Source organism: Actinomycetospora sp. CA-084318, assembly GCF_050955885.1.
Taxonomy (GTDB): Bacteria; Actinomycetota; Actinomycetes; order Mycobacteriales; family Pseudonocardiaceae; genus Actinomycetospora.
In genome coordinates this window covers 4456188-4467988 of record NZ_CP192098.1, presented here as the reverse complement: position 1 = coordinate 4467988, position 11801 = coordinate 4456188, and the positions used below count along the sequence as shown (strand labels likewise).

The 11801-nt window shown below is 74.4% G+C and carries 10 protein-coding genes; 9 read left to right on the top strand and 1 reads right to left on the bottom strand.

The annotated features are described in order from the left end of the window. The first annotated feature begins 101 nt into the window (after positions 1–101). The 9 genes from ACQPYX_RS21875 to ffh all read left to right on the top strand — a co-directional run bounded on the left by ACQPYX_RS21875 (position 102) and on the right by ffh (position 11182). A complete protein-coding gene (locus tag ACQPYX_RS21875; protein WP_433799381.1) occupies positions 102–608 on the top strand; it encodes a hypothetical protein in 507 nt (168 codons plus the stop codon). Between the two features lie 56 nt (positions 609–664). Continuing rightward, on the top strand, positions 665–2599 hold the full coding sequence (gene ftsY, locus ACQPYX_RS21870) for a signal recognition particle-docking protein FtsY (protein WP_433799380.1): 1935 nt from the start codon (positions 665–667) through the stop codon (positions 2597–2599). A 423-nt stretch (positions 2600–3022) separates the two neighbouring features. Beyond that, the gene (locus ACQPYX_RS21865) at positions 3023–4360 is read left to right on the top strand and encodes an ammonium transporter (RefSeq protein ID WP_433799379.1); all 1338 of its coding nucleotides are present in this window, start codon (positions 3023–3025) and stop codon (positions 4358–4360) included. 3 nt (positions 4361–4363) lie between these two features. Further along, on the top strand, positions 4364–4702 hold the full coding sequence (locus ACQPYX_RS21860) for a P-II family nitrogen regulator (RefSeq protein ID WP_179794233.1): 339 nt from the start codon (positions 4364–4366) through the stop codon (positions 4700–4702). A 128-nt stretch (positions 4703–4830) separates the two neighbouring features. Then, positions 4831–7338: a [protein-PII] uridylyltransferase gene (locus tag ACQPYX_RS21855; protein WP_433799378.1), complete on the top strand. Its 2508-nt coding sequence runs from the start codon at positions 4831–4833 to the stop codon at positions 7336–7338. A gap of 35 nt (positions 7339–7373) precedes the next feature. Next, positions 7374–7712, top strand: coding sequence for a type II toxin-antitoxin system prevent-host-death family antitoxin (locus ACQPYX_RS21850; protein ID WP_433799377.1), 339 nt, complete (start codon positions 7374–7376; stop codon positions 7710–7712). Further along, complete coding sequence (locus ACQPYX_RS21845; protein ID WP_433799376.1) at positions 7702–8277, top strand: Fic/DOC family protein; 576 nt, start codon at positions 7702–7704, stop codon at positions 8275–8277. Before ACQPYX_RS21850 ends, ACQPYX_RS21845 begins: the two co-directional genes overlap by 11 nt. 64 nt (positions 8278–8341) lie before the next feature. Then, on the top strand, positions 8342–9502 hold the full coding sequence (locus tag ACQPYX_RS21840) for a macrolide family glycosyltransferase (protein ID WP_433803782.1): 1161 nt from the start codon (positions 8342–8344) through the stop codon (positions 9500–9502). Positions 9503–9580: 78 nt separating this feature from the next. Continuing rightward, positions 9581–11182 (top strand): signal recognition particle protein, encoded by a 1602-nt coding sequence (ffh, locus tag ACQPYX_RS21835; RefSeq protein ID WP_433799375.1) that lies wholly within the window; start codon positions 9581–9583, stop codon positions 11180–11182. Between the two features lie 79 nt (positions 11183–11261). Here the strand turns inward: ffh and ACQPYX_RS21830 are convergent, their stop codons facing one another. Next, on the bottom strand, positions 11262–11759 hold the full coding sequence (locus ACQPYX_RS21830; protein ID WP_433799374.1) for a Uma2 family endonuclease: 498 nt from the start codon (positions 11757–11759) through the stop codon (positions 11262–11264). Between the last annotated feature and the right edge of the window lie 42 nt (positions 11760–11801).

Here is an 11801-nt window from a genome sequence, read left to right as displayed (position 1 = left end):
CGAACGACGCGCACGGGGAATGCCGCAGGGCGTTGACCAGGCTTACCGTCGACCTCGTCGGGCAAGGGAGCGGGGGCTCCCCCGGGGGAGGGTGGGTCGGGATGACGGTGCTCCAGCCCAGACGCGACGCGCAGGCCGAGCGTGCCCCGTCCGCTCTGCCCGCTCTGCCGGCCCCGTCCGCGCCGGCGGCCCGCCGGTCCTGGCGGATGTCCTCCGTCCCGCAGCCCGCCGTCGGACACCTCGTCGTCGACGCCTCGCACAGCTCGCTCGCCCCGTTCCTCGCGACGGACACCGTGACGGTCCTGGTCGACGACCTGCCGCTCTCCGTTCCCTGGGGGCGCACCGACATCGCCCTGCCCCCCGGGCGGCACCGCGTGGAGATCGCGGTCGACCGCGGGGACGGCTGGGGACGGGTGGTCGAGGCCGTGCCGGTCGCGGCCGGCCACACCGTGGACGTCTACTACCGCGCGCCGGTGCTGCCCGGCCCCGGGACCCTCGGTCCGGTGCCGCAGCCGACCCGCGGGGTGGCCGTGCTGCTCGCCGGCCTCGTCCTGGCACTCGCCCTCCTCGGCGTCGGGGTGACGACGCTGCTGTCGCTGCTCGGCTGACGTCCCTCCGCCCCGTGCGGCCCTCGGCGACGCTGCGCGGCTGACAGGATGGGGGCGTGAGTTCGCCGCTGACCACCCTCGACCCGTCGACCCGGGACCTGCTCGCGCAGGCCCCCGCCGCGGGGCTCTCGCCGGGCGTGCTGACCGGGATCATCGTCGCGGTCGTCGTGGTGGTGCTCCTCCTGGTGCTGATCGTCGGGCTGGTGCTCGCTCGGCGCCGCCGCATCTCGCTGCGCGAGGAGGCCGAGGAGCAGGCCGAGCCGCCGAAGCCCACGAAAGGCAGCTACTCGGCCGGGGGCGGCTTCTCGTTCTCCGCGGGCGGCGGCACCGGTGGCGGGGCGGCGACGAAGGACCGGCCCGAGGTCGGCCCGACCCCGCCCACCATCGAGACGCCCTCCGCCGAGCCGGCCCCGGGCGAACCGTCGAGCACCCAGGCGCCGCCGGTGTCCCCCCGGCCCACCGAGGCCCCGCCGGCCGTCCCGGACGGGACGACCGAGGTCACGCCCGCCGTGCCGGACCGGACGACGGAGGTGGCGCCGTCGACCGACCGGACGACGGAGGTCACGCCGTCGACCGAACGCACGACCGAGATCCCGCCGTCCACGGACCGGACGACGGAGGTGGCGCCGTCCACGGACCGGACGACGGAGGTGGCGCCGTCCACGGACCGGACGACGGAGGTCACGCCGTCGACCGACCGGACCACGGAGATCCCGCCGCAGGCGGACCGGACGACCGAGGTCACGCCGTCGACCGACCGGACCACGGAGATCCCGCCGCAGGCGGACCGGACGACCGAGGTCACGCCGGCGCCGGACCCGACCACGGAGATCCCGCCGCAGACCGCGTCGGCCCCCGCGCCGCCGGTCGCCCCACCGGTTCCGCCGACGCGTCCCGCGCCGCCGGTCCGGCCCGCCTCGCCGGCCCCGGCGGCTCCGCCCGTGCCCCCGGTGCAGGCGGCACCGCCCGCCCCGGCCGCCCCGCCGCAGGCGCCGTCGGCCGCCCCGCCCCAGGCCGCCCCGCCGCAGGCCCCGGCCGCGGACGTGGCGCCCGCCCCGAGCGAGCCCATCGCCTCGCCCGAGGGTCGGCTCGAGCGGCTCCGCGGTCGACTCGGACGCAGCCGGTCCACCCTCGGCACGGGCCTGCTCGGCCTCCTGGGCGCGGGCGACCTGGACGAGGACTCGTGGGAGGAGGTCGAGGACCAGCTCCTCATGGCCGACCTCGGCTCGGCGACGACGCAGGAGGTCGTCGGCAAGCTCCGCGAGCGGATCGCCTCCCGCGGCGTCCGGACCTCAGACGAGGTCCGCGACCTGCTGCACGAGGTCCTCGTCGAGACGCTGGGCACCGACATGGAGCGGTCGGTGCGCGCCCTCGCCCACGACGGGCGCCCCGCGGTCGTCCTGGTCGTCGGCGTGAACGGCACCGGCAAGACCACCACCACCGGCAAGCTCGCGCGCGTCCTCGTGGGCGGCGGGCACGAGATCGTGCTCGGCGCGGCCGACACGTTCCGCGCCGCCGCGGCAGAGCAGCTGCAGACCTGGGGGGAGCGGGCCGGCGCGCGCGTCGTCCGCGGCGCGGAGGGCGCCGACCCTGCCAGCGTGGCGTTCGACGCCGTGAAGCGCGGCGCCGACGCCGGGGTCGACGCCGTCCTGCTGGACACCGCGGGGCGGCTGCACACCAAGACCGGCCTCATGGACGAGCTGGGCAAGGTCAAGCGCGTCGTCGAACGCCAGGCCGAGGTCGACGAGGTGCTGCTGGTGCTCGACGCGACCACCGGGCAGAACGGACTGACCCAGGCCCGGGTGTTCCGCGAGGTCGTCGACGTCACGGGCGTGGTCCTGACGAAGCTCGACGGCACCGCCAAGGGCGGCATCGTCTTCCAGGTGCAGCGCGAGCTCGGCGTGCCCGTGAAGCTCGTCGGCCTCGGCGAGGGTCCCGACGACCTCGCCCCGTTCGAGCCCGCCGCCTTCGTGGACGCGCTGCTGCGCTGACCGCGAGGGCGACGTAGGGCAGGTTCCGGGAGCTCGGGACCTGCCAGATGTCACCCCCGCGGGCCGGGGTCGAGGGGCGGCCCGAGGTGCCCCGACCCGTCGTCGCGAAGGTGACGTGGGGCAGGTCCGGGAGGCGCGTGGCCTGTCTGGTGTCATCCTCGCGGAACGGGCGGCTCGCAGGCCCGTTCGGGTGACACGTAGCGTCACTGACGCCCGTCGAGAGCTACCCACGGTCACTAGCCCGGAGTGACTCGGACCACGACCTCCCGCGATGTCCGGTTCGGCAACCTGATGGTCACACGGACCGGCGGCCTGTTAACTGCCGAGAAACACCGGTGGACGCCGCTCGAAACAAGCTCTCAGCATTCTTTCCTCCCAGTGACCGCCACGCCCGGATGGCGACCGCAGGAGGGACGAACGCTCGTGTTGAATGCCGGAAGTACCGCGTGGGTACTCGCCAGCGCCGCGCTGGTGATGCTCATGACGCCAGGGCTCGCGTTCTTCTACGGCGGCATGGTCCGCTCGAAGAGCGTCCTGAACATGCTGATGATGAACTTCATGTGCCTCGCGATCGTCGGGGTGCTGTGGTGCCTCTACGGGTTCTCGCTGGCCTTCGGCAACGACGCGTTCGGCGGCCTGATCGGGAACTTCCAGTACGTCGGGCTCGGCGGACTGCCGACCGACCCCGTCGGCACGGACCCCGACAAGATCCCGATCCTCGCCTTCGCGATGTTCCAGCTGATGTTCGCGATCATCACGCCGGCCCTGATCTCGGGTGCCGTCCCGGAGCGCGTGAAGTTCTGGAGCTGGGGCCTGTTCGTCGTGCTCTGGTCGACGATCGTGTACTTCCCCGTCGCCCACTGGGTGTTCGCGTTCGACGGCTACACCGCCGAGACCGGCGGCTGGATCGCCAACCAGCTCAAGGCGCTGGACTTCGCCGGTGGCACCGCCGTCCACATCAACGCCGGTGCCGCGGGTCTGGCGCTCTGCCTCGTGCTCGGCAAGCGCCGCAACTGGCCGCGTGACCCGGGCCGTCCGCACTCGCTGCCCTTCGTGCTCCTCGGGGCGAGCCTGCTGTGGTTCGGCTGGTACGGCTTCAACGCCGGCTCGGCGCTGGGCGCCAACGCCAACGCCGCGATCGCCTTCACGACGACGACGCTGGCCACCGCCGCCGCCGTCATCGGCTGGCTGGTCGTCGAGCAGTTCCGGGACGGCAAGCCGACCACGCTCGGTGCCGCGTCGGGCGCCGTCGCCGGCCTCGTCGCGATCACCCCGGCCTGTGCCTTCGTCAACCCGGTGGGCGGCCTGGCCGTCGGCTTCATCGCCGGTGCCATCTGCGCGCTCTGCGTCTCGATCAAGTTCCGGTTCGGGTTCGACGACTCGCTCGACGTCGTCGCCGTCCACCTCGTCGGTGGCCTCATCGGCACGGTCCTGATCGGGTTCTTCGGCACCACGTCGCTGAACTCGGCCGGCGCCGACGGCCTGTTCTACGGCGGTGGCTTCGGTCAGCTCGGCATCCAGGTGGTCGCCGCGCTCGCCGTGCTCGCCTACTCCTTCGTGGTCACGACGATCATCGCGCTGGTGATCAAGTACACGATCGGCTTCCGCATCAGCGCCGAGGACGAGTCCTCCGGCATCGACGAGTCCGAGCACGCCGAGTCGAGCTACGACTACTCCGGGCTGCGCTCGGGCGGCGGGAGCGGTTCGATCCTCGAGGCCGCGACGTCGAAGGTGCCGGCCTCGGCCGGTCAGGAGGGCTGACCCGTGAAGATGGTGACGGCGATCATCAAGCCGTTCGTCCTGGAGGACGTGAAGGGGGCGCTCGAGCAGCTCGGCGTCCTGGGTATGACGGTCTCGGAGGTCCAGGGCTACGGCCGCCAGAAGGGCCACACCGAGGTCTACCGGGGTGCGGAGTACTCGGTGGACTTCGTGCCGAAGGTCCGCATCGAGGTCGTCACCGACGACTCCACCGCGGAGAAGGTCCTCGACGCGATCGCCGAGACCGCCCGCACCGGCAAGATCGGTGACGGCAAGGTCTGGGTGACCCCGATCGAGACCGTGGTGCGCGTGCGCACCGGCGAGCGCGGGGCCGACGCCCTCTAGCTCGCAGGTCGACCGGCACCGGACCCGTCGTCGGGACCCCGACGGCGGGCCCGGTGCTGCCACGTCGACCCCCGGAAGTCACCGTGCGGGCCCCTGACGGTGGGGCCGCACCACCGGAGAGGACGGGCATGGTCGCAGTCGGGTCGGGGCGCGCCGGGGACGAGCCCGGGGGGACGATCCCGTCACTGGCGGTCTCCGGGGAGTCGGACGAGGGCGCGGCCGTCGACCTGGTCCGCGCCCGCACCGCCCTGCTCTCGCCCCCGCCCGGAGCGCGGCGCCTCGGCCCCGCGGCCCTGCGCGAGGCGCTCGTCGAACTGCACGACTTCTGGCTCGCCACCCGCGCCGCCGCCGTGGGCGTCGGCCCCGCCACCGGCACCGCGCTCGTCGCGGTGGGGGCGCTCGGGCGCCGCGAGCTCGCCCCGTGGTCCGACCTCGACCTCGTGCTCGTGCACGACGGCACGGGCCGCAGCCGCGGGAAGGCCCCCGACGAGGTCGCCCGGATCGCGGACGCCCTCTGGTACCCGCTGTGGGACGCCGGCATCGGCCTCGACCACTCGGTGCGCACCGTCGGCGAGGCCGTCGGGGTGGCGACCGAGGACCTGCGCGTCGCGCTCGGGCTGCTCGAGGTGCGCCTGATCGCGGGTGACGCCGAGCTCGCCGAGCGGCTGTCCTCCTCGGCGCGCCAGGCGTGGCGGGCGGGCATGCGCGGCCGTTTCGACGACCTGGTCGAGGCCACCCGCGCCCGCTGGCAGCGCTCCGGCGAGGTCGCCCACCGGGTCGAGCCCGACCTCAAGAACGGCCGCGGCGGCCTGCGCGACGTCCAGCTCCTCGACGCCCTCGCCGCCGCCCAGCTCGTCGACCGGCCCGCCGTCGACGTCCGCTCCGCCCGCGGGCTCATGCTCGACCTGCGGACCGAGCTGCACCGCCGCGCGGGCCGCGCCCGTGACGTGCTGCAGGCCGAGGACGCGCACGAGCTCGCCGGCGTGCCCGACCTCGGCGTCACCGACCGCTACGACCTCGCCCGGTCGCTCTCCGGCGCCGCGCGCACCGTCGTCTACGCGACCGACGTCGCCCTGCGCTCGGCGCGCGCCGCACTGCCGCGCCGGGGACTCGCCGCGCTGCGCCGGACGCCGACCCGCCGCGGTCTCGACGAGGGCGTCGTCGAGCAGGGCGGCGAGATCGTGCTCGCGCGGGAGGCGCAGGTCACCCGCGACCCGGCCCTCGTCCTGCGGCTCGCCGCCACGGCCGCCCGGACCGGGCTGCCGATCGCCGCCGGCACGCTGCGCCGACTCGCCGACGCGTCCCCCGAGCTGCGCGAGCCGTGGCCCCGCGCCGCCCGCGAGGAGCTGCTCGCCCTGCTGGCCGCGGGGGAGGGGATGGTCGACGTCATCGAGGCGCTCGACCGCACCGGGCTCTGGGGCCGGATCTTCCCGGAGTGGGGCGCCGTGCGGGACCTGCCCCCGCGCGACCGCGCCCACGTCTGGACCGTGGACCGCCACCTCGTCGAGGTGACCCGCCGGGCGTCGGAGCTGACCACCCGGGTCGCCCGCCCGGACCTGCTGCTCATCGGCGCGCTGGTGCACGACATCGGCAAGGGCCGCGACGAGGACCACTCCGTCGTGGGCGCCGAGCTCGCCCGGCACATCGGTCGTCGGCTGGGGCTCTGGCCCGCCGACGTCGAGACGCTCGGCGAGATGGTGCGCCACCACCTGCTGCTGCCGCACACCGCGCAGCGCCGCGACCCGGAGGACCCGGCGACGGTGCAGCGCGTCGTCGACACCCTCGGGGGCGACCCGGTCCTGCTCGAGCTGCTGCACGCCCTCGCCGAGGCGGACGCGCTCGGGACCGGACCCGGCGTCTGGACCCCCTGGCGGGCGACCCTGCTCGGTGACCTCGTGCGGCGCTGCCGCCAGGTGATGGCCGGGGGCGGGATGCCCGGCCCCGAGCCGCTGTCCGACGACCGCCTCGCGCTCGCGCGCTCGGTCGCCGCCAGCGGGAGCCCCGAGGTCTCGGTCGAGGCCGCGGACGAGCTGACCACCGTGACGATGACGGTGGCCGCGCCCGACCGACCGGGGCTGCTCAGCCGGGCGGCGGGGGTGCTGGCCCTGCACTCGCTGCAGGTGCACGCCGCGGTCCTGGTGGAGCACGACGGCGTCGCGGTGGACAGCTTCACCGTCTCGCCGCGGTTCGGACGGCTGCCCGAGGCGTCGCTGCTGCGCGAGGACCTGGTGCGGGTGCTCAAGGGCTCCCTCGACCTGCCCGCGCGGCTCGCGGCCAAGGAGCGGGACTACTCGTCGTCGCGGGCCGCCGGCGCCGCGCCGCCCGCCACCCGCGTGCTGTGGTTCGACGACGAGGCGACCGGGGCGGTGGTGCTCGAGCTGCGCACCGCCGACCGCATCGGGCTCCTGCACGGCGTGGCCGCGGCGCTGGAGCAGGAGGGCGTGGACGTGCGCTGGGCCCGGGTCTCGACCCTGGGCTCGTCCGTGGTCGACGCCTTCTGCCTGGAGGCCTCGCCGGACGGTGAGGCCGGCGAGCACGACAGCCCCGGCACCGGCCGGGTGGTCCCGCTCGACCCGACCCGTCGTCGGGCCATCGAGGCGGCGGTGATGGCGGCGGTCGCCCCGCAGTCGTCCTGACGACGAGTGTGTACACGTCCGTGTACGCTGAGCTGATGGAGCGGGCCGAGGTCCTGAGCGTGCGCGAGTTCCGGGCCGGTCTGGCCGACGCCATCCGGCACGTGCGCGAGGAGGGGCCGGTGTTCGTCGGTCCGCACCGTCGGGCGGAGGCGGTGCTGATGTCGGTGGAGCAGTACGACGAGCTCCGGGGCGTGGGGCGGCGTGCGTCCGTGCCCCGGCGGGTCGCGGTGGAGGAGGCGGTCGCCTCGGTCCGGGCCGAGGGCCTCGAGCCGAGCGCGGAGGGACGTGCCCGGCTGGAAGCAGTAGCGGACGGGCGCCTCGATCCCGAGGAGGCGATCGAGCAGGCCCTCGAGCCCTACCGTCGTGAGCCGTGACCCGTACGTCAATCCGCGGTCGGGCGTCCTGCGCAACCGCCTCGACATCACCGACGCCGACGAACTCGTCGAGGTCGAGGCCGAGGTCACGGCGCTAAGGATCACGCAGGTCCTCGAACACGGCCTGCCCGGCGAGTACGACCTCGCGCACCTGCAGGCGTTCCATGCCCGGGTGTTCGGTGACGTGTACCCCTGGGCAGGGGAACTGCGGACCGTCGGGATCGACAAGGGCGTGCCGTTCTGCCCGCCCGAGCACCTGACGTCCTTCGCGCACGACGTGTTCCGGCGCCTCGCCGCGGACGGGTTCCTCCGCGGCCGGGACCGGACGGCGTTCCTCGACGGGCTCACGGACCTCGTCGGGAACCTGAACGCCCTGCACCCCTTCCGCGAGGGGAACGGGCGGACCGTGCGCCTGTTCGTCGCGCAGCTCGCGCGGGACGCGGGGTACGACCTGCGCTGGCGCGGCATGGACCCCGACGAGAACGTAGCCGCGTCCCGCGCCTCCCTGGCCGGCGACGGCGGGCCGCTGCGCGCGATGCTCGACGGACTGCTGCACGAGGCCTGACCCGCTGAAAACCGGTCGAACCGGACGGCGGGGCCTGGCACGGTGCGTCGTCGTGCACATCGTCATGGTCGGCGCTGGCGCGCACGGACACATCAACCCGAACCTGCCCGTGATCGCCGAGCTCGTGGCGCGGGGACACCGCGTGCAGTACGCGGTGCCGGGGCCGTTCGCCGAGCTCGTCGCGTCCTCGGGGGCGACGCCGATCGTGCACACCACCGTGTTCCCGGACGGCGTCGAGGAACCCTGGCCCGACGACCCGGTCGTCGGGATGACGCTCTTCCTCGACGAGGGACGGCACGTGACCCCGCAGCTGGAGTCCGTCCTAGAGCGCGACCGGCCGGACGTGTTCCTCGCCGACATCGGCGGCTATGCGGCGCGGGTGCTCGGGCTCCGGTGGGGCGTGCCGTGCGTGCAGCTCTCGCCCGCGATGGTCGCGTGGGAGGGCTTCGAGCACGACCTCGGCCTGGACGGGCTCTTGGAGACTCCGGAGGGGACGGTCTTCCGGTCCGCGTTCGCCGACTGGTTGGCGGCCGAGGGGGTGGACCTCGCCCCGGAGACGTTCATGGGGGTCCCCGACTCGTCGATCGTGCTGATCCCGCGGCAGTTGCAGCCGCACGCGGACAAGGTCGACCCGGACCGCTACACCTTCGTCGGACCGTGCCTGGACGCCCGCGGGCACCAGGGCGATTGGTCCGAGGACGTCGACGTGCTGGTCTCGCTCGGGTCGGCCTACACCGCGGATCCCGCCTTCTGGCGCACGGTCGCCGAGGCGTTCGCCGGACGCCGGGTGGTGCTGGCGATCGGACGCCGGATCGACCCGGCCGACCTCGGCCCGCTGCCGGCCGGGACCACCCCGCACGCCTGGGTGCCGCAGCTCGCGGTGCTGCGCCGCGCGTCGCTGTTCGTCACCCACGCCGGCATGGGCGGGTGCTCGGAGGGCCTGGCGACCGCGACCCCGATGATCGCGATCCCGCAGGCGGTCGACCAGTTCGGCAACGCCGAGATGCTCGCCGCGGCCGGCGTCGGCGTCGTGGTCGACCGCGACGCCGTCACGGTGGAGGCGCTGCGGGAGGCCGCGGCGGCCCTCGACACCGACGCCGTCCGGGCCCGGTGCACGGCCGCGGCGGACGAGCTGGCCAGGGCCGGCGGGGCCCGCCGGGCGGCGGATCTCGTGGAGGCCGCGGTCGACGACGGGTCCCGGACGACCGCCGGGGCCGCCGGTTAGGCTGGAGGTTCGTCGGGGGCCGCCCGCGCGGGAGTCCCGCGGCGGTCCGACCAGCCAGACCCCGGGAGTACGCCCGCCGTGTTCGACACCCTCTCCGATCGCCTCACATCGGTCCTGTCGGACCTGCGCGGCAAGGGCCGGCTCTCCGAGTCCGACATCGACACCACGACCCGCGAGATCCGCATCGCGCTGCTCGAGGCGGACGTCGCGCTCCCGGTGGTGCGCAACTTCGTCAAGCAGATCAAGGAGCGAGCGAAGGGCTCGGAGGTCTCCGAGGCGCTCAACCCCGCCCAGCAGGTCGTCAAGATCGTCAACGAGGAGCTCGTCGCCGTCCTCGGCGGCGAGACCCGCCGGGTGCGCTTCGCCAAGAACCCGCCGACGGTGATCATGCTCGCGGGCCTGCAGGGTTCGGGTAAGACGACGCTCGCGGGCAAGCTCGCGCGCTGGCTGAAGAACCAGGGCCACACCCCGATGCTCGCGGCCTGCGACCTGCAGCGTCCGAACGCGGTGAACCAGCTGCAGATCGTCGGGCAACGCGCCGGCGTCGAGGTGTTCGCCCCGGAGCCGGGCAACGGCGTGGGCGACCCGGTCGACGTCGCCCGCCGCGCCGTGGCCGACGCCCGCACCCGCCAGTACGACGTCCTCGTCGTCGACACCGCGGGCCGCCTCGGTGTCGACGAGGAGCTGATGGCGCAGGCCGCGGACATCCGCGACGCCGTGACGCCGGACGAGATCCTGTTCGTGCTCGACGCGATGGTCGGTCAGGACGCGGTCAACACCGCCGAGGCCTTCCGCGACGGCGTCGGCTTCAACGGCGTGGTGCTCACCAAGCTCGACGGCGACGCCCGCGGCGGCGCGGCGCTCTCGGTCCGCGAGGTCACCGGCCAGCCGATCCTCTTCGCCTCCAACGGCGAGGGCCTCGACGAGTTCGACGTCTTCCACCCCGACCGGATGGCCTCGCGCATCCTCGGCATGGGCGACGTCCTGTCCCTCATCGAGCAGGCCGAGCAGGCCTTCGAGGAGGGGCAGGCCGAGAAGGCCGCCCAGAAGATGTCCGAGGGCGAGTTCACCCTCGAGGACTTCCTGGAGCAGATGCAGGCGGTCCGCAAGATGGGCCCGATCGCCAACATCCTCGGCATGCTGCCGGGCGCGGCGAACATGAAGGACCAGCTCGGCCAGATCGACGAGAAGCACCTCGACCGCGTGCAGGCCATCATCCGCGGCATGACACCCGCGGAGCGGGCCGACCCGAAGATGATCAACGGGTCGCGGCGGCTGCGGATCGCGAACGGCTCGGGCGTCGGCGTCTCCGACGTCAACCAGCTCGTCGACCGCTTCTTCGACGCGAAGAAGATGATGACCAAGATGGCGGGCCAGTTCGGGCTGCCCGGTTCGGCAGGGCGCGGCGCCGCCCGCAAGGCCGCCCGCAACGCCCGCAAGGGCGGCGGACGCCCGCAGCAGCGCGGTCCGAAGCAGATGCCGGCGATCGCGGGCATCGCGAACGAGAGCGGCGGCCAGCGGCAGGTCGGCTCCTACGACACGCCCGGCCTCAACCAGCTCCCGCCCGGGCTCGCCGGGATGAACCAGCTGCCGGCCGACTTCGACCCGTCGGCCCTGTCGTTCCCGGGCACCAAGTCCGGCGGCGGGCCGAAGGGCAACAAGAAGAAGCGCCGCAAGTAGGTCCGTCACCCACCGGGCGTGATCAACGGACCCTCATCGGTCCCGGCGAGCCCCGGGGAGGCCGCTGAGGGACCGGTGATCATCGGGGTGCTCCCGTGAGGTCGACCGCCAGCCGGAACGGGGCGTGGGCGAGCACGTGCGCCGACGCCGCGACCTGCTGGTGGACGCCGTCGCGGAGCGCGAAGACCCGGATCGTCGGAGGCTCCGGGGTGACCCGCCAGACGTGCGGAACGCCGTGCTCGCCGTAGACCGCCGGCGAACTCGTGCGGTCGTCGACGGTCGGCTCGACCTCGACGGCGAGCAGGACCTCGCCCGGGGTGAACCGCGGTCGGAGTGCTCCGGCGACGACCAGATCCGGCGTCCGGACGAGGCCGGTGGGGAAGTGGACCGGCACGTGCCGGGCGACGACGAGGTCGGCGGGCGCCTGGGCCTCCAGCGCCTCCGCGATCACCGCGGCCACCGGATGCACCGCGCGACCGTAGCGGCCCGTCGGCGTGCGCGCCTCCGGCCGCACGATCCCGCTCTGCGGAGCGACGTGCGCGCTGAGCGCGCACGTCGCTCGGCTCGTCCGGATCATGTCCGGCCTGTGCGGCCGGAGTGAGGGGAGGATCCGAGCGCT

Coding starts and splice junctions, on each gene's coding strand:
- ACQPYX_RS21875 (WP_433799381.1), top strand. CDS start 102: ATGACGGTGCTCCAGCCCAGACGCGACGCGCAGGCCGAGCGTGCCCCG.
- ACQPYX_RS21855 (WP_433799378.1), top strand. CDS start 4,831: ATGGTCGCAGTCGGGTCGGGGCGCGCCGGGGACGAGCCCGGGGGGACG.
- ACQPYX_RS21850 (WP_433799377.1), top strand. CDS start 7,374: ATGGAGCGGGCCGAGGTCCTGAGCGTGCGCGAGTTCCGGGCCGGTCTG.
- ACQPYX_RS21840 (WP_433803782.1), top strand. CDS start 8,342: ATGGTCGGCGCTGGCGCGCACGGACACATCAACCCGAACCTGCCCGTG.
- ACQPYX_RS21830 (WP_433799374.1), bottom strand. CDS start 11,759: ATGATCCGGACGAGCCGAGCGACGTGCGCGCTCAGCGCGCACGTCGCT.